Annotated in this window: 18 protein-coding genes; 11 read left to right on the top strand and 7 right to left on the bottom strand. The window is 69.0% G+C overall.

Features of this window, described 5'->3' with window-relative positions; translation table 11 throughout:
- Nucleotides 1-105: 105 nt before the first annotated feature.
- The 9 genes from ngcE to ACFYWI_RS10700 all read left to right on the top strand — a co-directional run bounded on the left by ngcE (nucleotide 106) and on the right by ACFYWI_RS10700 (nucleotide 12,189).
- Nucleotides 106-1,548: an N-acetylglucosamine/diacetylchitobiose ABC transporter substrate-binding protein gene (gene ngcE / locus ACFYWI_RS10740; RefSeq protein ID WP_389228521.1), complete on the top strand. Its 1,443-nt coding sequence runs from the start codon at nucleotides 106-108 to the stop codon at nucleotides 1,546-1,548.
- Between the two features lie 27 nt (nucleotides 1,549-1,575).
- Nucleotides 1,576-2,508: a carbohydrate ABC transporter permease gene (locus tag ACFYWI_RS10735; RefSeq protein WP_389228518.1), complete on the top strand. Its 933-nt coding sequence runs from the start codon at nucleotides 1,576-1,578 to the stop codon at nucleotides 2,506-2,508.
- 15 nt (nucleotides 2,509-2,523) lie between these two features.
- Complete coding sequence (locus tag ACFYWI_RS10730; RefSeq protein ID WP_389228515.1) at nucleotides 2,524-3,465, top strand: carbohydrate ABC transporter permease; 942 nt, start codon at nucleotides 2,524-2,526, stop codon at nucleotides 3,463-3,465.
- A gap of 227 nt (nucleotides 3,466-3,692) precedes the next feature.
- Nucleotides 3,693-4,892, top strand: coding sequence for an ROK family protein (locus ACFYWI_RS10725; RefSeq protein WP_389228512.1), 1,200 nt, complete (start codon nucleotides 3,693-3,695; stop codon nucleotides 4,890-4,892).
- A gap of 121 nt (nucleotides 4,893-5,013) precedes the next feature.
- Complete coding sequence (locus ACFYWI_RS10720; protein WP_389228509.1) at nucleotides 5,014-6,126, top strand: substrate-binding domain-containing protein; 1,113 nt, start codon at nucleotides 5,014-5,016, stop codon at nucleotides 6,124-6,126.
- 203 nt (nucleotides 6,127-6,329) lie between these two features.
- Complete coding sequence (locus ACFYWI_RS10715) at nucleotides 6,330-7,118, top strand: ATP-binding cassette domain-containing protein (protein WP_389228506.1); 789 nt, start codon at nucleotides 6,330-6,332, stop codon at nucleotides 7,116-7,118.
- Entirely contained in the window at nucleotides 7,115-8,404 is a 1,290-nt protein-coding gene (locus tag ACFYWI_RS10710) for a sugar ABC transporter permease (protein ID WP_389228503.1), read from the top strand. The genes ACFYWI_RS10715 and ACFYWI_RS10710 overlap by 4 nt, the downstream gene beginning before the upstream one ends.
- Nucleotides 8,405-8,621: 217 nt before the next feature.
- Nucleotides 8,622-10,529 carry a 1-deoxy-D-xylulose-5-phosphate synthase gene (gene dxs / locus ACFYWI_RS10705; protein WP_389229250.1) on the top strand — a complete coding sequence of 636 codons (1,908 nt, stop codon included), beginning with the start codon at nucleotides 8,622-8,624 and terminating at the stop codon, nucleotides 10,527-10,529.
- Between the two features lie 181 nt (nucleotides 10,530-10,710).
- Nucleotides 10,711-12,189 carry an amino acid permease gene (locus tag ACFYWI_RS10700; protein WP_389229247.1) on the top strand — a complete coding sequence of 493 codons (1,479 nt, stop codon included), beginning with the start codon at nucleotides 10,711-10,713 and terminating at the stop codon, nucleotides 12,187-12,189.
- A 60-nt stretch (nucleotides 12,190-12,249) separates the two neighbouring features.
- On the opposite strand, the gene ACFYWI_RS10695 is transcribed toward ACFYWI_RS10700, so the two are convergent.
- On the bottom strand, nucleotides 12,250-12,633 hold the full coding sequence (locus ACFYWI_RS10695; RefSeq protein WP_389228500.1) for an NYN domain-containing protein: 384 nt from the start codon (nucleotides 12,631-12,633) through the stop codon (nucleotides 12,250-12,252).
- Nucleotides 12,634-12,754: 121 nt separating this feature from the next.
- Between ACFYWI_RS10695 and ACFYWI_RS10690 the strand changes: the two genes are divergently transcribed.
- On the top strand, nucleotides 12,755-14,476 hold the full coding sequence (locus ACFYWI_RS10690) for a hypothetical protein (RefSeq protein WP_389228497.1): 1,722 nt from the start codon (nucleotides 12,755-12,757) through the stop codon (nucleotides 14,474-14,476).
- A 139-nt stretch (nucleotides 14,477-14,615) separates the two neighbouring features.
- Here ACFYWI_RS10690 and ACFYWI_RS10685 read toward each other — a convergent pair whose 3' ends face one another.
- From ACFYWI_RS10685 to ACFYWI_RS10665, 5 genes are all read right to left on the bottom strand, one after another.
- A complete protein-coding gene (locus ACFYWI_RS10685) occupies nucleotides 14,616-16,745 on the bottom strand; it encodes a 3-hydroxyacyl-CoA dehydrogenase NAD-binding domain-containing protein (protein WP_389228494.1) in 2,130 nt (709 codons plus the stop codon).
- Nucleotides 16,742-17,968 (bottom strand): thiolase family protein, encoded by a 1,227-nt coding sequence (locus ACFYWI_RS10680; protein WP_389228491.1) that lies wholly within the window; start codon nucleotides 17,966-17,968, stop codon nucleotides 16,742-16,744. The genes ACFYWI_RS10685 and ACFYWI_RS10680 overlap by 4 nt, the downstream gene beginning before the upstream one ends.
- A 426-nt stretch (nucleotides 17,969-18,394) precedes the next feature.
- Nucleotides 18,395-19,681 carry a ribonuclease D gene (locus ACFYWI_RS10675; RefSeq protein ID WP_389228488.1) on the bottom strand — a complete coding sequence of 429 codons (1,287 nt, stop codon included), beginning with the start codon at nucleotides 19,679-19,681 and terminating at the stop codon, nucleotides 18,395-18,397.
- Between the two features lie 78 nt (nucleotides 19,682-19,759).
- Complete coding sequence (locus tag ACFYWI_RS10670) at nucleotides 19,760-20,422, bottom strand: response regulator transcription factor (RefSeq protein ID WP_328395063.1); 663 nt, start codon at nucleotides 20,420-20,422, stop codon at nucleotides 19,760-19,762.
- Nucleotides 20,423-20,652: 230 nt separating this feature from the next.
- Nucleotides 20,653-21,324 (bottom strand): DUF3000 domain-containing protein, encoded by a 672-nt coding sequence (locus tag ACFYWI_RS10665; protein ID WP_389228485.1) that lies wholly within the window; start codon nucleotides 21,322-21,324, stop codon nucleotides 20,653-20,655.
- Between the two features lie 188 nt (nucleotides 21,325-21,512).
- Between ACFYWI_RS10665 and hemE the strand changes: the two genes are divergently transcribed.
- Entirely contained in the window at nucleotides 21,513-22,520 is a 1,008-nt protein-coding gene (hemE, locus tag ACFYWI_RS10660; protein ID WP_389229244.1) for a uroporphyrinogen decarboxylase, read from the top strand.
- A gap of 59 nt (nucleotides 22,521-22,579) precedes the next feature.
- Here the strand turns inward: hemE and ACFYWI_RS10655 are convergent, their stop codons facing one another.
- Nucleotides 22,580-23,959 (bottom strand): FAD-dependent oxidoreductase, encoded by a 1,380-nt coding sequence (locus tag ACFYWI_RS10655; RefSeq protein WP_389228482.1) that lies wholly within the window; start codon nucleotides 23,957-23,959, stop codon nucleotides 22,580-22,582.
- Nucleotides 23,960-23,968 lie beyond the last annotated feature (9 nt).

Raw genomic sequence — 23,968 nt, 5'->3', positions numbered from 1 at the left:
GGGAAGGCACAGCAACTGACCGCGGTGGCGGGGCCCTTCGCCTGAGGCGAGAAGGACGGGCGACCGGTACACCGCCTGAGTCCTGGAGAAGGCGAGGACTTGAGCATGGGATCCACCTCCGCCCACGACAACAATGAGGGTCTCAACCGTCGAGACCTGATCAAGCGGTCTGCCGCACTCGGCCTGATCGCCGTTCCGACCATGAGCTTTTTGTCCGCCTGTGCGAGCAGTGGCGGCGGCAAGGGCGGAGAGAAGGAAAAGGGTGAGGTGACGAAGAACAACCCGTTCGGCGTCACCAAGGGCGGGACGCTCGATGTCGTCATCTTCAAGGGCGGCTTCGGCGACCAGTACGCCATTGAGTGGGAGAAGCTCTACAAGGCCAAGTGGGGTCCACAGATCAGCCACTTGGGTACTCAGGAAATCACCGGAAAACTCCAGCCCCGATTCAACGCGGGCAACCCGCCGGACGTGATCGACAACTCCGGTGCCCAGCAGATCAAGCTGGACGTGCTGCACAAGAACGGACAGCTCGCCGACCTCACGGAGCTTCTCGAGTCCCCCTCCATCGACGACCCGAGCAAGAAGATCAAGGACGTCCTGATCCCGGGCACCGCGGACAAGGGCTTCATCGGCGGCAAGATGCACGCCCTGCAGTACGTGTACACCGTCTGGGGTGTCTGGTACTCGGGCAAGCTCTTCGCGGACAAGGGCTGGGAGGTCCCGAAGACCTGGGACGCCTTCCTGAAGATCATGCAGGATGCCAAGAAGGACGGCATCGGCGGCCTCGCCCACCAGGGCAAGCACCCCTACTACATCAACGTCATGATCATGGACCTGATCGCCAAGACCGGTGGTCTGGACGCGATGAAGGCGATCGACAACCTCGACCCCAAGGCGTTCGTCGGCAGCGACGCGGCCAAGCAGTCCATCGAGGCGATCTACGAGATCGTCGACAAGGGCCTGCTCATGCCGGGAACCAACGCCCTGGACCACATCGAGTCGCAGACCGCGTGGAACAAGGGCAAGGCGGTCTTCATCCCCTCCGGCTCATGGCTGGAGAACGAGCAGCTCAAGCAGACCCCGGCGGACTTCGACATGAAGTTCCTGCCGATGCCGCTGCTGCCGGACAGCAAGCTGCCGTTCGAGGCGATCCGGGCCGGCGCGGGTGAGCCGTTCATCGTTCCGGAGAAGGCCAAGAACAAGGCCGGCGGCCTGGAGTTCCTGCGCATGATGATCTCGAAGGAGTGGTCGACGAAGTTCGCCCAGGAGGCCAACTCGCTGACGATCGTGCAGGACGGCGTGGACAAGGGCGTCACCTTGCGCCCCGGCACCAAGTCGGCCGTCGAAGCAGTGGACGCCTGCCCCGTCGAGCAGCGCTTCGACTATTTCTACACCACGTGGTACAGCGAGATGGACGAGACCATCCGCACGGCGTCCGCCGAGCTCATGGCCAAGCGCATCCCCCCGAACGAATGGCTCAAGCGGGCGCAGGCCGCGGTCGACAAGGCGGCCAAGGACCCCGCCAGCAAGAACAACAAGCGTCCGTAGCCGCCGGGAGAGCAGAGGCAGGGTGCCATGCAACAGGGAAAGTACCGGTTCGTCACCGGATTTCTGATCGTTCCGGTCGTGCTGTACGCGGTCTTCATGATCTGGCCGTACCTTCAGACCTTCGGATACTCCTTCACCAACTGGCAGGGCCAGTCGCAGGAGATGAGTTTCGTCGGACTGGACAACTACAAGGCGTTGTTCTCCGACGACGTATTCCTGAAGGCCCTGTGGCACAACATCCTGCTTCTGTTCCTCCTCCCGATCGCCACCATCCTGCTCGCCCTCTTTTTCGCCTTCATGGTGAACGTGGGCGGGCGGGGCGGCGCCGGAGGAATCCGCGGTGTGCGCGGCTCCGGCACTTACAAGATCCTTTTCTTCGTCCCGCATGTGCTGTCGATCGCCATCCTCGCCGTGCTCTGGCGGGCGATCTACCGCGGTGATGTCGCCGGTCTGATCAACGGCGTATTCATCGAACTCGGGCTGTCCGATCCGGCCCACCCGATCGAATGGCTCAACGACCCCGACCTTGTGCTGTGGTGCGTCGCCTTCGTACTGCTGTGGTGGGGCGTCGGTTTCTATCTCGTGCTGTTCTCCGCCGCGATGCAGTCGGTTCCGAAGGAGATCTACGAAGCCGCCCTGCTCGACGGTGCGAGCCGCGTCCAGTCCTTCTTCAAGGTGACGCTTCCGCTGCTGTGGGACACCGTGCAGACGGCGTGGGTCTATCTCGCGATTCTGGCCATGGACTGCTTCGCGCTGATCTCCGTGATGACACCGGGCAACAGCTTCGGCGGCGGCCCCGACCACAACAGCGAGGTCATGGCGACCTATCTGATGCGTAACTTCCTCTCCTTCGGGAAGAGCGGCTACGCCTGCGCGATGGGCGTCGTGATCCTGCTGCTCACGCTGATCCTGTCCCTCGTCACGCTGCGGATCAGCCGCCGCGAGCGCATCGAATACTGAGCGGGGAAGCACGCCATGTCGAACACTCGGATGATTCCCGAAGTCGAGAAGGACGCCGTTCCTGCCCCGCGTGTGACGAAGAACGACGGGGGCCGCTCCCGCGGAGCCGGAGGCGACGGCGAGGGCAAGATTCTCGATGTCTTCTCCCACGGCTTCCTGCTGCTGTGGGCCGTGATGATCGTCCTGCCGCTCATCTGGCTCCTCCTCGGTTCGTTCAAGACCGACTCGGAGATCGGCGCGAGCGCCTGGTCGTGGCCTTCGAACTGGAACCTCGACGCGTTCGGCCGGGCCTGGGAGAAAGGGATCGGCGACTACTTCGCCAACACCCTGATCGTGCTGGGCTTCTCGATCCCGCTGACCATGCTGCTCGGCGCGATGGCGGCGTACGTGCTGGCCCGCTACGAGTTCCCGGGCAACCGCTTCTTCTACTACTTCTTCGTCGCCGGCGCGATGTTCCCGGTGTACCTGGGCCTTGTGCCCCTGTACTTCCTGGTCGACATGCTCGGCATGCTGAACACGTACCAGGGCCTGATCCTGGTGTACGTCGCGTACTCGCTGCCGTTCACCGTCTTCTTCATGCACGCGTTCTTCCGTACGCTGCCGACCGCCATCCACGAGGCCGCGGTCATCGACGGCGCGTCGCACACCCGGATCTTCTTCCAGGTGATGGTGCCCATGGCCAAGCCGGGCCTGCTCAGCGTCGGCATCTTCAATGTGCTGGGCCAGTGGAACCAGTACATCCTCCCGATGACCCTGATGCAGCAGCAGAGCGGCTTCGACAAGGACCGCTCGGTCCTGACCCAGGGTCTGGTGCTGCTGAACCAGCAGCAGGGCTACGAGGGCGACCTGCCGGTGATCTTCGCCGGGATGACGATCGCCATGCTTCCGGTGATTGTCGTCTATCTCTCCTTCCAGCGGCAGGTCCAGTCGGGCCTCACCGCGGGAACGCTCAAGTAACGGTCCGAGGCCCCCAGGCACCGCACCCAGCCCCGGCCGGGCCCCGTTCGACGCCTGTCGAACGGGGCCCGGCCGCCGTTGTCGCCCCGCTCAAGGTCTTGACGGGATAAGCCCCGAAGAGTTGAGCTTAGAGTTCACAAGTTGGAGAAACGTCGGGGTTCCGTTGCGGTGACCCCGACCGGGGGCGGTCGTCGTGCCGCCCACCGGGGGCAGGAGTGGATGAGTCGATGGAGACTCCGGGGTCGCAGACATCTCTGCACCGGGCCAACCTCGAGCGGGTCGTGCGCGCGGTGCGTATGGCCGGCTCGCTCACGCAGGCGGAGATCGCGAGGAGTACCGGCCTCTCCGCGGCCACCGTCTCCAACATTGTTCGTGAGCTGAAGGACGGCGGCACGGTCGAGGTGGTGCCCACCTCCGCGGGCGGCCGCCGGGCCCGCAGCGTCTCCCTCAGCGGTGATGCCGGCATCGTCATCGGTGTCGACTTCGGGCACACCCACCTGCGCGTCGCCGTCGGCAATCTGGCCCACCAGGTGCTCGCCGAGGAGTCCGAGCCGCTCGATGTGGATGCTTCGTCCGCCCAGGGCTTCGGCCGGGCGGAAGCGCTGGTCAACCGGCTGATCGAGGCCACCGGGATCGGCCCGGACAAGGTGATCGGCGTGGGGCTCGGTGTCCCGGGCCCCATCGACGTGGAGTCGGGCACGCTCGGTTCCACCGCGATCCTGCCGGGCTGGACAGGCATAAACCCCAGCGAGGAGCTCTCGGGCCGCCTCGGGGTGCCCGTGTACGTCGACAACGACGCCAACCTCGGTGCGCTCGGCGAGCTCGTGTGGGGCAGCGGGCGGGGGGTCAAGGACCTCGCGTACATCAAGGTCGCCAGCGGGGTCGGCGCCGGTCTGGTGATAGACGGACAGATCTACCGAGGACCGGGCGGTACGGCCGGCGAGATCGGCCATATCACCCTCGACGAGTCGGGCCCGGTCTGCCGCTGCGGCAACCGCGGCTGCCTGGAGACCTTCGCCGCGGCCCGCTACGTACTGCCGCTGCTCCAGTCCAGCCACGGGGCCGAGCTGACCATGGAGCGCGTGGTGCGGATGGCCCGTGAGGGCGATCCCGGCTGCCGCCGTGTGGTGGCTGATGTGGGCCGTCACATCGGCAGCGGCGTGGCCAACTTGTGCAATCTGCTCAACCCCAGCCGGGTGGTGCTCGGAGGTGATCTGGCGGAAGCTGGAGAGTTGGTACTGGGGCCGATCCGCGAGTCGGTTTCCCGCTACGCCATCCCCAGCGCGGCGCGACAGCTCTCGGTGGCTCCGGGGGCACTCGGCGGACGGGCAGAGGTGCTGGGCGCCCTTGCTCTCGTTCTCAGCGAGATGGGCGATTCGACCCTTTTGGACAGTGCGGTGCCCAGCAGCGCCCCTGCCTTCACTTAGATAACGAATGGCACCGTTGTCATCTCGTTAAGGATTTACTCCTTGACGCTGACGGCGGGGCCGAGTTGACTTCCAGCCACCTCGGCCGCAACGACGCGGCCTCGTCAGGGAGGTTTACATCGTGAACGCACATCTGCGTCGTGCCGCCGTTGCTGTCGCTGCCTCTGCGATGGCCGTTTCGCTCGCCGCTTGCGGCAGCGCCAAGGAGTCCGGTGGCGGCTCCGAGGAGACGGGCGCCAAGAAGGGCGACGACATCACGATCGGCCTGCTCCTTCCGGAGAACCAGACCGCTCGTTACGAGAAGTTCGACAAGCCGCTCATCGAGGAGAAGATCAGCGAGCTCACGAACGGCAAGGCGAAGGTCGTCTACGCCAACGCCAAGCAGGACGCCACGCTGCAGACGCAGCAGGTGGACACCATGATCACCAACAAGGTCGACGCCCTGATCGTGGACGCGGTCGACTCCAAGGCGATCGCCGGTGGTGTCAAGAAGGCCAAGGAGGCGAACATCCCCGTCGTCGCCTTCGACCGCCTGGCCGAGGGTCCGATCGACGCCTACACCTCCTTCGACAACGAAGAGGTAGGCCACGTCCAGGGCAAGGCCCTGCTGGAGGCCCTGGGCGACAAGGCCGAGGACGGCCAGATCGTGATGATGAACGGCGCCGTCACCGACCCGAACGCCGCCCTGTTCAAGAAGGGCGCGCACGCCGAGCTCGACGGCAAGGTGAAGATCGGCAAGGAGTACGACACCAAGGAGTGGAAGCCGGAGAACGCCAACGCCAACATGGAGGCCGCGATCTCGGCCCTCGGCAAGGACAAGATTGTCGGCGTCTACTCCGCGAACGACGGCATGGCGGGCGGCATCATCACCGCCCTGAAGGCCGCCGGCTTCTCCAAGCTCCCGCCGGTCACCGGCCAGGACGCCGAGCTCGCCGGTGTGCAGCGCATCGTTGCGGGTGAGCAGTTCATGAGCGTCTACAAGCCGTACGCGCCGGAGGCCGCTGCCGCCGCCGAGATGGCTGTGGCGCTCGCCAAGGGCGAGTCGCTCGACTCGATCGCCAAGGAGAAGGTCTCCAGCCCCACCCAGAAGGACGTCCCCTCGGTGCTCGTCCCGGTCGTCTCGCTGACGAAGGACAACATCAAGGACACGGTCGTCAAGGACGGTGTCTACACGGTCCAGGAGATCTGCACCCCGAAGTTCAAGGCCGCGTGTGACGCGCTCGGCCTGAAGTAGGCCGACCGCCGGAACGCCCGGGACCACCCGGTCGCGCCGGCTCTGCCCCGGACCGCAAGGTCCTGCAGAAACCTTCCGGTGCTCCGCCCCTCCTCCAGCCCCCGCTAAGGGGCGGAGCGCCGGAAACACTCGCACACTGTCTACTGCTCAACCTCCGCGCCGGTCCCCGGCGCGGCATCCCCGCCGGTCAGGCGGCGAAGGAGATGGTTCACGTGTCCGCTACGCCCGTGTTGGCGTTGCGCGGGGTCTCCAAGCGGTTCGGTGCCGTTCAGGCGCTCACCGACGTAGAGCTTGAGGTCCACGGCGGCGAGGTGGTCGCCCTGGTCGGCGACAACGGCGCCGGTAAGTCCACGCTGGTCAAGACGATCGCCGGCGTGCACCCCATCGATGAAGGTGTCATCGAGTGGGAAGGCCGATCGGTATCGATCGGCAGGCCGCACGACGCCCAGAACCTGGGTATCGCGACGGTCTACCAGGACCTCGCGCTGTGCGACAACATCGACGTCGTCGGCAACCTCTACCTCGGCCGCGAGATCATCACTCGCGGTGTCCTCAACGAGGTCGAGATGGAGCGCAGGGCCCTTGAGCTCCTCAAGACCCTGTCGATCCGGATCCCCAGTGTCCGTATCCCGATCGCCTCGCTCTCGGGCGGGCAGCGCCAGACCGTGGCCATCGCCCGTTCGATGCTCGGCGAGCCCAAGCTCGTCATCCTCGACGAGCCCACCGCCGCGCTCGGCGTCGAGCAGACCGCACAGGTGCTCGACCTCGTGGAGCGGCTGCGCGAGCGCGGTCACGCCGTCATCCTCATCAGCCACAACATGGCCGATGTGAAGGCCGTGGCCGACAAGGTGGCCGTGCTCCGGCTGGGCCGGAACAACGGCGTCTTCGACGTCAAGTCCACCTCGCAGGAAGAGATCATCTCCGCCATCACCGGTGCCACGGACAACGCCGTGACCCGTCGTGCGGCGCGCACCTCGGAGGTTCAGAAGTGAGCACCGAAAAGACCTCCGTTCCCGAAGAAGCGCCGGTCGTCAACCCCGAGGCCGCCCACGACGCGGTCACCGCGGTCGACCCCCGGCTGCTCGTACGCGAGCAGGGCCTCAAGGGCTACCTCTCCGAGTTCAAGCGGAAGCTGCACGCCGGTGACCTCGGCTCGATCCCGGTCGTCATCGGCCTGATCATCATCGCCGCCATCTTCCAGAGCCTGAACTCGCAGTTCCTGTCCGCGGAGAACCTCAGCAACATCGCGGTCACGATGGTCGCCACCGGCATGATGGCCGTAGGCATCATCTTCGTGCTGCTGCTGGGCGAGATCGACCTGTCGGTCGGCTCGGTCAGTGGTGTCTCCGGCGCGATCGTCGCGGTCCTGAGCGTCACCCACGGGATGAACGAGTGGCTCGCGTTGCTGGTCGCCCTGGTGAGCGGCGCGGCCATCGGAGCCCTCCACGGCTTCTTCTTCGCCAAGATCGGCGCCCCCGCGTTCGCCGTCACCCTGGCGGGTCTGCTGTTCTGGCTGGGCTTCATGCTCCAGCTGCTCGGCGAGAACGGCACCATCAACCTGGACAGCGAGGGCGTGGTCGGCAAGCTGACCACGTACTACTTCACGGACGTCGCGGCCGCCTACGGCCTCGCCGCTCTCGCTGTGGCCGGGTTCTTCCTCTCCTCCTACCTCGACAACCGCCGCCGCGCGGCCGCCGGCATCCCCTCCCGGCCGCTGTCCGACATCGTGCTGCGTACCGTGGTGCTCGCGGTGATCGCCTTCGCGGCGGCGTTCATGTTCAACCAGTACAAGGGCCTGCCCCTCGCGCTGGTGCTGTTCCTCGCGGTTCTGGTGATCACGGACTTCGTGCTCCGCCGCACCGCATACGGCCGCAAGATCTTCGCCCTCGGCGGTAGCGTCGAGGCCTCGCGCCGTGCCGGTATCAACGTCGCGGCGATCCGTATCTCCGTGTTCGCCCTGGCCGGGTTCTTCGCGGCGGTCGGCGGTCTGTTCTGGGCCTCCAAGATCGCGGCGGCCAACCAGAGCGCCGGCGCCGGTGACCTTCTCATGAACGTCATCGCCGCCGCCGTCATCGGAGGCACCAGCCTCTTCGGCGGCCGGGGCCGCACCTGGAACGCCCTCCTGGGCGTCATGGTGATCGTCTCGATCCAGTACGGCCTGGCTCTCGAGGGCATTGCCACACCGATCCAGTACATGATCACCGGCGGTGTCCTGCTGGCGACCGTCGTCATCGACTCGGTGACCCGCAAGACGCAGAAGACCGCAGGTCGCGCCTAGCACGACCAGCCAGTGCCCGGCACCGCACCGCGGTGCCGGGCACTGGCGCGTCCACGTCATGGTCGTGACACAGAACGCACCGCCCGATGACCAAGGTCCCGACCGGAACATTAGACTCGGGCAATCGGCAAGCTGGATCAGCTCAATGCAAGGAGGCACGGTGACACAGCCGCGCGAAGCGCGTCGTGCAAAGGTGGTGGTGGGCGCCGAGGGGGAGCTGCTGACCCGCATCACAGGACCGCGCGATCTGGACCGGCTCAGCCCCGAGCAGCTGGAGCAGTTGGCCGCAGAGATCCGGACCTTCCTGGTGGACGCCGTCTCCAAGACCGGCGGACACCTCGGCCCCAACCTCGGCGTGGTCGAGCTGACCATCGCCCTGCACCGTGTCTTCGACTCCCCGAAGGACAAGGTCCTGTGGGACACCGGTCACCAGAGCTATGTGCACAAACTGCTCACCGGCCGTCAGGACTTCTCGAAGCTGAAGATGAAGGGCGGCCTGTCCGGCTACCCCGCCCGTGCCGAGTCCGAGCACGACATCATCGAGAACTCGCACGCCTCCACCGTGCTGGGCTGGGCCGACGGCCTGGCCAAGGCCAACGAGGTCCTGGCGAAGGACGACCACGTCGTCGCGGTCATCGGTGACGGTGCCCTCACCGGCGGGATGGCCTGGGAGGCGCTGAACAACATCGCGGCCGCCAAGGACCGCCCGCTGGTCATCGTCGTCAACGACAACGAGCGCTCGTACGCACCGACGATCGGCGGCCTCGCCAACCACCTGGCCACGCTGCGCACGACCGACGGCTACGAGCGTTTCCTGGCCCGGGGCAAGGACATCCTGGAGCGCACCCCCGTCGTCGGGAAGCCGCTCTACGAGACCCTCCACGGCGCCAAGAAGGGCCTCAAGGACTTCATCGCCCCGCAGGGCATGTTCGAGGACCTCGGCCTGAAGTACGTCGGCCCGATCGACGGCCACGACATCGCGGCCCTGGAGTCCGCGCTCGCCCGCGCCAAGCGCTTCGGCGGGCCCGTGATCGTGCACTGCCTCACCGAGAAGGGCCGCGGCTACCAGCCCGCCCTCCAGGACGAGGCGGACCGCTTCCACGCGGTCGGCAAGATCCACCCCGACACCGGTCTGCCGATCGCCTCCTCCGGCGTCGACTGGACCTCGGTCTTCGGCGAGGAGATGGTCAAGCTCGGCAAGGAGCGCAGGGACATCGTCGCCATCACGGCCGCGATGCTCCAGCCGGTCGGCCTCGACAAGTTCGCCAAGGCATTCCCCGACCGGGTCTACGACGTCGGTATCGCCGAGCAGCACGGCGCCGTCTCGGCGGCGGGCCTGGCGACCGGTGGGCTGCACCCCGTCTTCGCCGTGTACGCCACGTTCCTCAACCGCGCCTTCGACCAGGTCCTCATGGACGTGGCGCTGCACAAGTGCGGTGTCACCTTCGTACTCGATCGGGCCGGTGTCACCGGCACCGACGGCGCCTCGCACAACGGCATGTGGGACATGTCGATCCTCCAGGTCGTCCCGGACCTGCGGATCGCGGCCCCGCGCGACGCCGACCAGGTGCGCGCCCAGCTGCGCGAGGCCGTCGACATCGATGACGCGCCGACCGTGGTGCGCTTCTCCAAGGGCGCGGTGGGCCCCGCGGTGAAGACCGTGGGCAAGGTCGGCGGCATGGACGTGCTGCGCCGTCCCGAGACCGACCGGCCCGACGTACTGCTCGTCTCCGTCGGCGCGCTCGCCCCGATGTGCCTCGAGATCGCCGGCCTGCTGGATGCCCAGGGAATCTCGACCACCGTGGTGGACCCCCGCTGGGTCAAGCCGGTCGACGAGGCGCTCGCGCCGCTCGCCGAGCAGCACCGCGTCGTCGTCACCGTCGAGGACAACAGCCGGGTCGGCGGCGTCGGTTCGGCGATCGCCCAGGCGCTGCGCGACGCGGGGGTCGATGTGCCCCTGCGGGACTTCGGTATCCCGCCGCGCTTCCTGGACCACGCCTCCCGCAAGGAGGTCATGGCGGAGATCGGGCTGACCGCCCCGGACATCGCCCGCCAGGTCACCGGTCTGGTCTCCCGGCTGGACGGCCGCTTCGAGAGCGAGGCCGTGGAGCCCGCCCGCGACTGAGCCGTCCTCATCCGGCCTACACATTGGGCCGGTCGGAGCACCCCGAGGGGTTTCCGTCCGGTCCTTTCGTGTGAAACGCATCGGGAGGGCAGGCGGGGCCCCGCACCCCTCTCGATCATGGGCATACGGCCATGGGTACGGAGGTACGTCGGTGAGCACGGACCAGCAGTCGAACGCGTCGATGTTCCGGAGTAAAACGGTCGAACAATCGATCCGGGACACGGAAGAACCCGAGCATGCGCTGAAGAAGACCCTGTCCGCCTGGGACCTGACCGTCTTCGGCGTCGGGGTGATCATCGGTACCGGCATCTTCGTGCTCACCGGAAAGGTGGCCAAGGAGAACGCGGGACCGGCCACGGCGCTGGCCTTTGTCGCCGCCGGTATCGTCTGCGCGCTGGCGGCCCTGTGCTACGCCGAGTTCGCCTCCACGGTCCCGGTGGCCGGGTCGGCGTACACGTTCGCGTACGCCTCCCTCGGTGAGCTGCCGGCCTGGATCATCGGCTGGGACCTCGTCCTCGAGTTCGCGCTGGGCACTGCGGTCGTCGCGGTCGGCTGGTCCGGCTATGTGCGCTCCCTGATGGACAACGCGGGCTGGCACATGCCGGGGGCGCTGGAAGGGCCCGACGTACCCGGCGGCGCCTTCGACCTCCTGGCCTTCCTGCTGGTCCTGGTGCTCACGGTGATCCTGGTGATCGGCATGAAGCTCTCCGCCCGGATCACCGCGATCGTCGTGGCCATCAAGGTGACGGTGGTCATGATCGTGATCATCGCCGGTCTGTTCTTCATCAACGGCGACAACTACAAGCCGTTCATCCCCAAAGCGCAGACCCCGCCCGGCGGAGTGGGCTGGGAGGATGCCCCGTTGGTCCAGCTGCTGTTCGGCTACGAGCCCACCAACTTCGGCGTCATGGGCATCTTCACCGCCGCCTCCGTCGTCTTCTTCGCGTTCATCGGCTTCGACGTGGTCGCCACCGCCGCCGAGGAGACCAAGGTCCCGCAGCGGGACATGCCCCGCGGCATCCTCGGCTCGCTCCTCATCTGCACCGTGCTCTATGTCGCCGTCGCGCTCGTGGTGACCGGTATGCAGCACTACACCGAACTGTCCGTCAGCGCCCCTCTGGCCGACGCCTTCAAGGCCCTCGGGCATCCGTTCTACGCGGGTGTGATCAGTTTCGGCGCCGCCGTCGGCCTCACCACCGTGTGCCTCATCCTGCTGCTGGGCCAGACCCGTGTGTTCTTCGCGATGAGCCGTGACGGGCTGCTGCCTCGGTTCTTCTCCGTCACGCACCCGCGGTTCAGGACCCCGTACCGCCCGACGATCCTGCTCGGAGTGGTCATCGCCATCGTCGCGGGCTTCACGAGCATCAATGAACTCGCGACCCTCGTGAACATCGGCACGCTCTTCGCGTTCGTCATGGTCGCCATCGGCGTGATGGTCCTGCGCCGCACCCGGCCGGATCTGCACCGAGCCTTCCGCACCCCGTGGGTGCCGGTGATCCCGATCCTGTCCATCGCCGCGACGGTGTGGCTGATGCTGAACCTGCCGGGGGAGACCTGGCTCCGTTTCGCCATCTGGATGCTGATCGGCCTGGTCGTGTACTTCCTCTACGGGCGCTCCCACAGCCGCCTCGGCAAGGCGGGCAAGGACGCCATCTACTAGGAGCCGCTCCCTCCGGCCCCGTGCGCCCCGCCTGGGGGCGCACGGGGCCGCGGCATGTCCCTATTCGCGCTTGTCGCTCCCGCGCACCGCGCGCGGGCCCACACACTCGGCGCCCGACGCCTCGACCCGCCTGCGCAGTTCCCGGTCGGCCGTGACGACCACGCAGTGCCGTCGTGGCGCCTCGGCGGCCACCTGCTCCACGATGCAGTCGTCGCCGCTGCCGGGTGCGGGCACGACCCGAACGCCGGGGACGGACTCAACGCCCTTGGCGGCTCCTTCGACGACGAGCACGATCTCCACCGGCCGGTATCCCGCTACCCCTTCCGAGGCACGCGCGGCCAACTCGTCCCGCAGTCGCTCCGCGGCCCCACGGCGATCGCGCCACCAGCCGTCCGGTACGGATCCGACGACATTGGCGCCGTCCACCACCACAAGAGTGTCCATGAGGCCAGCCTTGCACGGACGGTCCGTCAGCCCGTGATGCCTACCGCCCCGCTCCGGGAACCTCGTTCGCACGCTGTGTAGGGTGGATGACCTTGTGAAGCGGAAATCGAGGAGTAGCCGGGTGGGGCGGGCCTTCGTGAAGGAAGAGCGTCGGACGAAGGACCGGGGGAGGCGCCAAGCGGAACGCCGCGAGGCCCCGGCCCGGCACGGCGCTGACGGCAGTGCCTCCTGCCCGGGCACGGTGGCCCATGTCGTCGCCCATCCTGCCGACGTGCTGAGCGTGGGCGGAGTCGACGTGCTGCGGCCCGTCAGCGCCCCCGCCCGGCCGTCGGCGCTCATCTGTTTCGCGCCCGGCGACGCGGCGGCCCGTACAGCCCTGCTCGACACGCTGGGCAAGGGCGGTGCATGGACCCGGCACGCCGAGCGACTGCCCGGCGGCACCTCCCTGGAGATTCACACCCTGTCCTCGGCGCCGTACGTCGAGGTCTGTTTCGCGGACGCGGCGCAGTGGCTCGGCCCCGGGGCGCAGCGGGAGCTGACCGGCTGCGCCGTCGAACTGCTGGAACGGTTCTCCCCGGCGATGCTCCGCACGCTCGACCCGGACCCCGAGCACACCGGCTGGGACGGGGAGACCGCCTCGTACGCCGACCACCCCGAACACACAGCAGTCGCCCAGGCGGTCCTCGAAGCCGTACGGCTGCGCGCGGACCGGCCGGACGCCTCCGCTCTCGTCGTGGAGTGCTTCCGGGCCGCCGCGCCCTGTGACGCGTCCGCGCCACAGCCTGCCGTACCCCGCTACCCGGGCGGCCGTATCTGGCTCACCCGTGGCGCCGACGATCGTCTGACCGTGTACGCGGCCCTGGGCGGCGGGATCGTGCGCTGGACCGAGGACCGCCCGGGCGGTCCCGACTGGACCGAGCAGCGGTTGCTCTCGACGCCGCCGCTGCTGCCCGTCCTCGCGGTCGCCCAGAGCCCGGAAGGCTGGGTGCACCTGGTTTCGCTGCGCCGTACCCCGGACGCGTCGGCAGGCGGGGCCGAGGTCGAGGTCATGCACGCGGTGCAGTACCAGACAGGCCGGCCCGTCGCCCCGTGGCGGTCGCTCGGCAATCCCAACGGCGGTCACCGGACCAAGGGCCGGGAAGTCGGTGTTCCCGCCGTGGTCGTGGACGGCAACGGCTGCCCGCACATCTTCGCGCGGAACTTCGGACGCGGCGTCAGCTCCCGCTCCCAGCGGGCTGACGGCTCCTGGGGACCGTGGACCGACCGGCAGGGCACCGGCGTCAACGACGGGCTCGCCGCCGTGCTCGACGAACGAGGGCGGCCGGAGCTGTTCGCCCCGACGGACGAGGGCGTGATCCGCTGGTACCAGGGGTCCGGCAAGGGGGGCCTGGTCCGCAGCCCGGATCTGCTGCCCCTGCGGGCTGCCCGTGGTTCCGCGCTCGCCGCGCGGAGGACCGGGTCGGGGATCACGGTGTACGGCTCGGACGCCGGCGACGGCGCTCTCCTGGCTCTGCGGACGGACGGTACCTCGACCCGTATCGGCGATGCCGCAGGCCACGGAGTCACCCTTGCCCAGGCGTCCGTCGACGGATACGACTGCACGGTGCTGCTGCGGCGTGCGCCCGAGGGGGAGACGGCTATCGCCGCGTACCCGACGGACGACGAGAACCCCCTTCTGTGGTGGGAGCGCACGGGCGGACCGGGGGTACGTGGGCCGGCCGCGGCCATCGACGCGTACGGCCGCCTCGTCGTGGCCTCGCTGGATCCGGACGGCCGCCTGCGGGTGGCACGCCAGGACACCACCGCGGAGGGTCTCCTGCTCGGCGCATGGGCGACCGCCTGACGGGAGCAGGCCCAGGGCGGGCATCGGTCGTGCCCGGGACGCTGTCCTGCCCCGCCCGGGCAGGGCCGCCGCGCGGGACGCGACGCGCGAACGGGCCGTACGGAAGGATCCGTACGGCCCGTTCGCGGGTCTCTCGGTGTTACGCCGGGACGCTCGCGATGCCCTGCGCCAGGAACGGCTTGCCGTTCACACGCTCGGAAACACCCTCACGGTCCAGGTACGGCGTGATACCACCCAGGTGGAAGGGCCAGCCCGCGCCCGTGATCAGGCAGAGGTCGATGTCCTGGGCCTCGGCCACGACACCCTCCTCGAGCATCAGGCCGATCTCCTGCGCGACCGCGTCCAGGACGCGGGCACGGACCTGCTCCTCGGTCAGGACGACATCGCCCTGCTTGAGGAGAGCAGCGACCTCGGGGTCCAGCTCCGGCTTGCCGGAGTCGTAGACGTAGAAGCCGCGCTTGCCGGCCTTGACGACCGCGGCCAGGTTCTCGGAGACCGTGAAACGCTCCGGGAAGGCGCGGTTGAGGGTCTCGGAGACGTGCAGACCGATGGCCGGACCGACCAGCTCCAGCAGGACCAGCGGCGACATCGGCAGACCGAGGGGCTCGATGGCCTTCTCGGCGGTGGCCACCGGGGTGCCCTCGTCGATGACGTTCTGGATCTCGCCCATGAAGCGGGTCAGGATGCGGTTCACGACGAACGCCGGGGCGTCCTTGGTGAGAACCGCGGTCTTCTTCAGCTTCTTCGCCACACCGAAGGCGGTGGCGAGGGACGCGTCGTCCGTCTTCTCACCGCGGACGATCTCCAGCAGCGGCAGGACCGCGACCGGGTTGAAGAAGTGGAAGCCGACCACACGCTCCGGGTGCTGGAGCTTGGAGGCCATCTCGGACACCGACAGCGAGGAGGTGTTCGTGGCGAGGATCGCGTGCGCCGGGGCAACCGCCTCGACCTCCGCGAACACCTTCTGCTTGACGGACATCTCCTCGAACACGGCCTCGATGATGAAGTCCGCGTCCGCGAAGCCCTCGGCCTTGTCGAGAACACCGGACACAAGGGCCTTCAGGCGGTTGGCCTTGTCCTGGTTGATCCGGCCCTTGCCGAGCAGCTTGTCGATCTCGGCCTGGACGTAGCCCACACCCTTGTCGACGCGCTCCTGGTCGATGTCGGTCAGCACGACCGGCACCTCGAGGCGGCGCAGGAAGAGCAGCGCCAGCTGAGAGGCCATCAGACCGGCGCCGACGACGCCGACCTTGGTGACCGGGCGGGCCAGGTTCTTGTCCGGGGCACCGGCGGGGCGCTTGCCGCGCTTCTGCACCAGGTTGAAGGCGTAGATACCGGAGCGCAGTTCGCCACCCATGATGAGGTCGGCGAGGGCGGTGTCCTCGGCGTCGAAGCCCTTCTGGAGGTCGCCGTCCTTGGACGCCTCGATGATGTCCAGGGCGCGGTACGCCGCCGGAGCAGCGCCGTGCACCTTGGAGTCGGCGATGAACCGGCCGCGGGCGACGGCCTGGTCCCAGGCCTCGCCACGGTCGATCTCCGCACGCTCGACCGCGATCTCGCCCTTGAGGAGGGACGCGGTCCAGATCAGCGACTGCTCCAGGAAGTCGGCGCCCTCGAAGATCGCGTCGGCGATGCCGAGCTCGAAGACCTGGCTGCCCTTGAGCTGCTTGTTCTGGTTGAGCGAGTTCTCGATGATCACGGAGACCGCGCGGTCCGCACCGATCAGGTTCGGCAGGATCGTGCAGCCGCCCCAGCCCGGGACGAGACCGAGAAAGACCTCGGGGAGCGAGAAGGCCGGGAGGGCCTTCGAGACGGTGCGGTAGGAGCAGTGCAGACCGACCTCGACACCGCCGCCCATCGCCGCGCCGTTGTAGTACGCGAAGGTCGGCACGGCGAGGTGCGACAGACGCTTGAAGACGTCGTGGCCGCCCTTGCCGATGGCGAGCGCGTCCGACTGCTGCTTCAGCAGCTCGACGCCCTTGAGGTCGGCGCCCACGGCGAAGATGAACGGCTTGCCGGTGATACCGACGCCGACGATGTCGCCGTTCGCGGCCTCGGCCTCGACCTGGTCGATCGCGGTGTCGAGGTTCGCGAGGGACTGCGGGCCGAAGGTGGTCGGCTTGGTGTGGTCGAAGCCGTTGTCCAGGGTGATGAGGGCGAACGTGCCCGCGCCGCCCGGGAGGTCGAGGTGGCGTACGTGCGCCTGCGTGACGACCTCGTCCGGGAACAGCTCGGCCGCGCCCTTCAGGAGCTCAGCGGTGGTGCTCACTTGTTGCCTCCGGCGTCCTTGTGGTGCGGGTTCTCCCAGATCACGGTGGCGCCCATGCCGAAGCCGACGCACATCGTGGTGAGGCCGTAACGGACCTCCGGCTGCTCCTCGAACTGCCGCGCCAGCTGCGTCATCAGACGCACGCCGGAGGAGGCGAGGGGGTGGCCGAAGGCGATGGCGCCGCCGTACTGGTTGACACGGGCGTCGTCGTCGGCGATGCCATAGTGCTCGAGGAAGGCCAGCACCTGGACGGCGAAGGCCTCGTTGACCTCGAACAGGCCGATGTCCTCGATGGACAGGCCGGCCTGGGCGAGGGCCTTCTCGGTCGCCGGGATCGGGCCGTAGCCCATGACCTCGGGCTCGACTCCGGCGAAGGAGTACGAGACCAGGCGCATCTTCACCGGGAGGTTGTTCTCGCGGGCGAAGTCCTCGGAGGCGATGAGGGAGGCGGTGGCGCCGTCGTTCAGACCGGCGGCGTTACCGGCGGTGACACGGCCGTGGACACGGAAGGGCGTCTTCAGACCCGAGAGGTTCTCCAGGGTCGTGCCCGGGCGCATCGGCTCGTCGGCGGTGACCAGGCCCCAGCCGGTCTCGCCGGCCTCGGGGTTGGTGCGGCGCACCGAGACCGGCACCAGGTCCTGCTGGATCTTGCCGTTGGCGTACGCCTTGGCGGCCTTCTCCTGCGAGCGCACGGCGTACTCGTCGGCGCGCTGCTTGGTGATCGAGGGGTAGCGGTCGTGCAGGTTCTCGGCGGTCATACCCATGAAGAGGGCCGACTGGTCGACGAGCTTCTCCGACACGAAGCGCGGGTTCGGGTCGACGCCCTCGCCCATCGGGTGGCGGCCCATGTGCTCGACACCGCCGGCGATGGCGATGTCGTACGCACCGAAGGCCACGCTGCCCGCGACCGCGGTGACGGCGGTCAGGGCGCCGGCACACATGCGGTCGATGGAGTAACCGGGCACGGACTGCGGCAGACCCGCGAGGATGCCGGCGGTACGGCCGATGGTCAGACCCTGGTCACCGATCTGCGTGGTCGCGGCGATGGCGACCTCGTCGATCTTCGCGGGGTCCAGGTCCGGGTTGCGGCGCAGCAGCTCCCGGATGGCCTTCACGACGAGATCGTCGGCGCGGGTCTCGTGGTAGATGCCCTTCGGGCCCGCCTTGCCGAACGGGGTGCGGACGCCGTCGACGAAGACGACATCCCTGACGGTACGAGGCACGATGGCTCTCCTCCAGGGTGCGGGGTGGCACTGCTGCTGCGGGCACACGGCTAAGCGCGCGCTTGCTGCTCTCATGCTACTTGTGGGTAACCAGGTTGCCCACCCCTCACGACGGGAGCGTTGAACGTCACACGGACGGGCGCGGGCGGCTCGGCCTGCGTCCAGGACAGTGAGCCGCGCCGTGAGGCGGCGGAGGCGTGCGGGGCTTGTGGCGGGCCGCTTCCTCTTCTCCTACGCCTGGCGGTGTGGGGGGACCCCGAATCCCGCATTGGGGGCAAGCCCCGGATGCCCGCACGGCCTCAGGCGGGAGTACCTCCCACGCCCGCAGGGCGCAGGGGGCTTCGAGGCGCGGGGTCCGGGGGCCGAGCCGCTGGCGGCGGGAAGGGGCGGGCAGCGCACAGGACCGGCGCAGGCGCCGCGCGCTCGTTACGCAGGCGTCGCCGTCAGCGCGTCCGCCAGCAGCGGCGCCACCAGCTCGATCTGCCAGGCGCGCGCGCCCAGAGCGGACAGCGCGGCCGACACCGCAGGCACCGTCGGCTCGGACGGCGGCTCCCAGCAGACCCGGCGGACCGTGTCCGGCGTGATCAGATTCTCCTGCGGCAGGTTCAGCTCCTCGGCCAGCGCCGAGACCGCCGTCCGCGCGGCCGACAGCCGGGCCGCGGCCTCCGGGTCCTTGTCCACCCACGAGCGCGGCGGCGGCGGGCCGTTCAACGGCTGGCCCGGCTGCGGCAGCTCGGAGTCGGGCAGTGCCTTCGCCCGGTCGACGGCCGCCTGCCACTGCTCCAGCTGACGTCTGCCCATCCGGTGCCCGAAGCCGGGCAGCGCGCTGAGCGCGTGCACATTCTCGGGGACGGCGAGCGCGGCCTCCACGATCGCGGCGTCGCCGAGCACCTTGCCGGGCGACACGTCGCGCCGCTGCGCCACCTTGTCGCGGGCCGTCCACAGCTCCCGTACGACCGCCATCTGGCGGCGGCGGCGCACCTTGTGCATTCCGGAGGTGCGGCGCCAGGGGTCCTTGCGCGGGGGAGCGGGCGGGGCCGAGACGATCGCGTCGAACTCCTGGTGGGCCCAGTCGAGCTTGCCCTGCCGGTCGAGCTCCTTCTCCAGAGCGTCCCGCAGATCGACGAGCAGCTCCACATCGAGCGCCGCATAGCGCAGCCAGGGCTCGGGCAGCGGGCGGGTGGACCAGTCGACCGCCGAGTGGCCCTTCTCCAGGGCGTAGCCGAGGACGCTCTCGACCATGGCGCCGAGCCCGACCCGCGGGAACCCGGCGAGCCGCCCGGCCAGCTCGGTGTCGAACAGGCTGGTCGGAAGCATGCCTATTTCGCGCAGGCACGGCAGGTCCTGGGTGGCCGCGTGCAGGATCCACTCCGTACCGGTCAGCGCCTCGCCGAGTCCGGACAGATCGGGGCAGCCGACGGGGTCGATCAGCGCCGTACCCGCGCCTTCACGGCGCAGTTGGACGAGGTAGGCCCGCTGGCCGTACCGGTAGCCGGACGCGCGCTCGGCGTCGACGGCGACAGGGCCGGTGCCTGCGGCGAAGGCGGCGATCACTTCTGCGAGGGCTGCCTCGTCCGCAACCACGGGCGGAATTCCTTCGCGGGGCTCCAGCAACGGAATCGGCAGCCCACCCTCTGGGACGCCATCGTCCGGGGGAGCGCCCCCGGTGGTTCGCAGTGCTGTCTCTGCTGCGGTCTCTTGGGCGTCGGTCACGTGTCAAGGGTATCTGTGAACGGAACGCGCTCGTCGACGGAACGTTCCGTCGACGAGCGCCGAAGATGTGTAAAGCGGTCAGTGGATGATTCCGGTACGCAGCGCCACGGCCACCATTCCGGCCCGGTCACCCGTGCCCAGCTTGCGTGCGATACGGGCGAGGTGACTCTTGACGGTCAGCGCGGACAGACCCATCGAGACGCCGATCGCCTTGTTGGACTGGCCCTCCGCGACCAGGCGGAGCACCTCGACCTCACGGCCGGAGAGCTCGCGGTAGCCGCCCGGGTGGCTCGGGGCACCCGGGGGGCGGCGGTGCATACGCCCGGCCGCGGCGCCGAGGGGGGAGGCGCCGGGACGGGTGGGGTGTCCGATGTTGGTACGGGTGCCGGTGACCACATAGCCCTTGACTCCGCCGGCGAGCGCGTTGCGTACGGCGCCGATGTCGTCGGCGGCGGAGAGCGCCAGGCCGTTGGGCCAGCCCGCGGCGCGGGTCTCGGAGAGCAGGGTCAGCCCGGAGCCGTCGGGCAGGTGGACGTCGGCCACACAGATGTCACGCGGGTTGCCGACGCGGGGGCGGGCCTCCGCGATGGACGACGCCTCGATCACGTCGCGCACCCCCAGTGCCCACAGATGGCGGGTGACGGTGGAACGGACACGCGGGTCGGCCACGACGACCATGGCCGTCGGTTTGTTCGGGCGGTAGGCGACCAGGCTTGCGGGCTGCTCGAGAAGAACGGACACCAGGCCTCCTGGAAAGGTGGGGGACGGAGCCGGCTCGGGGTGTAGCCGGGGCGAACCGTGCAGTTGGGTCACTGACCTCTTCGGCACCAAACTCGCCCGCCTTTAGAGAATGATCACGATTTGGTGAGTAATAATCCGGGCAATTCGGACAGGCGATCGATCATCCTACGAATGAACCGTTCATGTGCACGGCGCGCGACCAGTGTCGCGGCGCCGAGCGGCGCCCCGTGTCACGTCTGCTGCGGACCGCGTCGCTGAGGGAGGGTCACCACACCTGTCGCGCTGTCCGCGGGGCCGGCCGGCGAGGGCGGCAGCCCGGCGACCTGACACAGCAGATCGCACCAGGCAGCGAGGTGTGCGGCCGAGTCCGGGACACCCCCCTGACCCTCGCGGGGAGTCCACGACGCACGGATCTCGATCTGGGTCGCCGACGGGCGCTGCGAGAGTCCACCGAAATAGTGAGAGCTTGCCCGCGTGACGGTGCCGCTCGGCTCCCCGTACAGCAGCCCGCGCGCCTCCAGCGCGCCCGTCAGCCACGACCAGCAGACCTCCGGGAGCAGCGGATCGGCCGCCATCTCCGGCTCCAGCTCGGCACGCACCAGGGTCACCAGCCGGAAGGTGCCGTGCCAGGCGTCGTGCCCGGCCGGCTCGTGCAACAGCACCAGACGCCCGTCCGCCAGATCGTCGTCGCCGTCGACCACCGCCGCCTCCAGGGCATACGCATGCGAGGCGAGCCGCTGCGGAGGCCGGGTCGGTTCCACCTCGAGCTCGGGCCGCAGCCGCGCCGCGCGCAGCGCCTCGACTGCCTCCCGGAACGCGCGCGGGTCGGCATTCCGCTCCGCACCGTCCGAGGTGTCAGCGCTGTTGGAATGATCGGAAAAATGTCCCTGAGCCGCAGCCATGCGGGGAAGAGTAGGCGGAACGAGAGCTTCGCGCAGGGAGGGACACCCTGCCCGGGGCAGCCGCTTCCCGCGTACGTGCGAAGATTCTGGGCGTGAGCGCCAACGACCTTCCCCTCGCTCGAGGCTTCGCCCGAGCCGGGGACACCCCTTCCTCGGGCCGACAGACGAAGACGTACGACTCCGCGTTCCTGAAGGCCTGCCGGCGCGAGCCCGTGCCGCACACGCCGGTCTGGTTCATGCGGCAGGCGGGCCGCTCACTTCCCGAGTACCTCAAGGTGCGCGAGGGCATCGCGATGCTCGAGTCCTGCATGCGGCCCGAGCTCGTCACCGAGATCACGCTGCAGCCGGTACGGCGCCACAAGGTCGACGCCGCGATCTACTTCAGCGACATCGTGGTGCCGCTGAAGGCCATCGGCGTCGACCTCGACATCAAGCCGGGCGTCGGCCCGGTCGTCGCGGAGCCCATCCGCAGCCGCGCGGACCTCGCGCGGCTGCGCGATCTGACACCGGACGACGTGCACTACGTCACCGAGGCGATCGGGATGCTCACCGAGGAGCTCGGCTCCACACCGCTGATCGGGTTCGCCGGTGCACCGTTCACGCTCGCGAGCTACCTCGTCGAGGGCGGCCCCTCGCGCAACCACGAGCACACCAAGGCGCTGATGTACGGCGACCCGCAGCTGTGGGCCGACCTGCTGGACCGCCTCGCGGAGATCACCTCCGCGTTCCTGAAGGTCCAGATCGAGGCGGGCGCCTCCGCCGTCCAGCTCTTCGACTCCTGGGTCGGCGCGCTCGCCCCCGCCGACTACCGGCGCTCGGTGATGCCCGCGTCGGCGAAGGTCTTCGACGCGGTCGCCTCCTACGGTGTCCCGCGCATCCACTTCGGCGTCGGCACCGGGGAACTGCTCGACCTGATGGGGCAGGCGGGCGCGGACGTCGTCGGCGTCGACTGGCGCGTCCCGCTCGACGAGGCCGCCCGCCGGGTGGGCCCCGGCAAGGCGCTCCAGGGCAACCTCGACCCGGCGGTCCTCTTCTCCACCACGGAGGCGGTCGAGTCCAAGACCCGCGAGGTCCTGGACGCGGCGGCGGATCTGGAGGGCCATGTCTTCAACCTGGGCCACGGGGTGCTGCCGACGACGGACCCGGACGCGCTGACCCGCCTGGTGGCGTACGTGCACGAGTCGACCACGCGGTAGGCCCTGACGGGGCGCTTCCCCTGCACGCGGGGTCCGGGGCGGAGCCCCGGGAGGCAGACCTACGCGTCTGCCTGCCGGACCGCCGCCGTCGCCTTTCTCGCTGCCACCAGGACCGGGTCCCAGACCGGCGAGAACGGTGGGGCGTAGCCGAGGTCCAGGGCTGTCATCCCGTCCACCGTCATGCCCGCCGTCAGGGCGACCGCCGCGATGTCGACACGCTTTCCCGAGCCCTCATGGCCGACGATCTGGACGCCCAGCAGTCGGCCCGTGCGGCGTTCGGCCAGCATTTTGACCGTCATCAGGGCGGCGCCGGGGTAGTAGCCGGCGGTGCTCGTGGACTCGATGGTGGCCGTGACGTACTGGAGGCCGACCGCGCGGGCGTCCTTCTCGCGCAGGCCGGTGCGGGCGATCTCCAGCTCGCACACCTTGCTGACCGCCGTGCCGACCACGCCCGGGAAGGTGCCGTAGCCGCCGCCCGCGTTCGCTCCGATGATCTGGCCGTGCTTGTTGGCGTGCGTGCCCAGGGGGACATGGCGGTGGCGGCCGGAGACCAGGTCGAGCACCTCCACGCAGTCGCCGCCCGCCCAGATGTTCTCCTGGCCGCGGACCCGCATCGAGAGGTCCGTCAGCAGACCGCCGTACTCACCGAGGGGAAGGCCCGTGGCACGCGCGAGTGTCGTCTCCGGCTCGACGCCGATACCGAGGACCACCACGTCCGCCGGATACTCGGCGTCCTGTGTCACCACCGCCCGGGCCCGGCCCGCCTCGTCCGTGCGGATGGCGGTCACCGCGGTGCCGGTCACCGTCGTGATGCCGAGGCCGGCCATCGCCTTGTGAACCAGACGGCCCATGTCCGGGTCGAGCGTCGCCATCGGCTGCTCGCCGCGGTCGACGAGCGTCACCTCGTAGCCGCGCTTCAACAGTGCCTCGGCCATCTCGACGCCGATGTAGCCCCCGCCCACCACGACCGCGCGCCGGCCTTCCGCACTGTTCAGGGTGTCCAGCAGCGCCTGGCCGTCGTCGAGGGTCTGCACCCCGTGCACGCCCGGCGCGTCGATGCCCGGCAGCTTGGGCCGCACCGGCCGGGCGCCGGTCGCGATCACCAGCTTGTCGTAACCGGTCCAGCCCTCCGTTCCGGTCTCCAGATCGCGCGAGCGCACCCGCCCGCCCGCGACGTCGATCTCCGTCACCTCCGTACGCATCCGCAGATCGATGCCGCGCGCACGGTGCTCGGCCGGAGTACGGGCGATCAGGTCGTCGCGCTCGGGCACATCACCGCCCACCCAGTACGGGATGCCGCACGCCGAGTACGAGCTGAAGTGCCCGCGTTCGAACGCCATGATCTCGAGCTCGTCGGGACCCTTCAGCCTGCGCGCCTGCGATGCGGCGGACATACCCGCCGCATCGCCCCCGATGACCACCAGTCGCTCCGTTGTCATGGAGAACAC

The organism is Streptomyces sp. NPDC002889, assembly GCF_042888425.1.
Taxonomy (GTDB): Bacteria; Actinomycetota; Actinomycetes; order Streptomycetales; family Streptomycetaceae; genus Streptomyces.
This window is presented reverse-complemented; position numbering and strand designations above follow the sequence as displayed.

What these genes read in the sequence shown, in the direction of transcription:
- ACFYWI_RS10725 (WP_389228512.1), top strand. Translation starts at nt 3,693, where the DNA reads ATGGAGACTCCGGGGTCGCAGACATCTCTGCACCGGGCCAACCTCGAG.
- ACFYWI_RS10665 (WP_389228485.1), bottom strand. Translation starts at nt 21,324, where the DNA reads ATGGCTGCGGCTCAGGGACATTTTTCCGATCATTCCAACAGCGCTGAC.
- ACFYWI_RS10715 (WP_389228506.1), top strand. Translation starts at nt 6,330, where the DNA reads ATGGTTCACGTGTCCGCTACGCCCGTGTTGGCGTTGCGCGGGGTCTCC.
- ACFYWI_RS10735 (WP_389228518.1), top strand. Translation starts at nt 1,576, where the DNA reads ATGCAACAGGGAAAGTACCGGTTCGTCACCGGATTTCTGATCGTTCCG.
- ngcE (WP_389228521.1), top strand. Translation starts at nt 106, where the DNA reads ATGGGATCCACCTCCGCCCACGACAACAATGAGGGTCTCAACCGTCGA.
- ACFYWI_RS10655 (WP_389228482.1), bottom strand. Translation starts at nt 23,959, where the DNA reads ATGACAACGGAGCGACTGGTGGTCATCGGGGGCGATGCGGCGGGTATG.
- ACFYWI_RS10730 (WP_389228515.1), top strand. Translation starts at nt 2,524, where the DNA reads ATGTCGAACACTCGGATGATTCCCGAAGTCGAGAAGGACGCCGTTCCT.
- ACFYWI_RS10700 (WP_389229247.1), top strand. Translation starts at nt 10,711, where the DNA reads ATGTTCCGGAGTAAAACGGTCGAACAATCGATCCGGGACACGGAAGAA.
- ACFYWI_RS10695 (WP_389228500.1), bottom strand. Translation starts at nt 12,633, where the DNA reads ATGGACACTCTTGTGGTGGTGGACGGCGCCAATGTCGTCGGATCCGTA.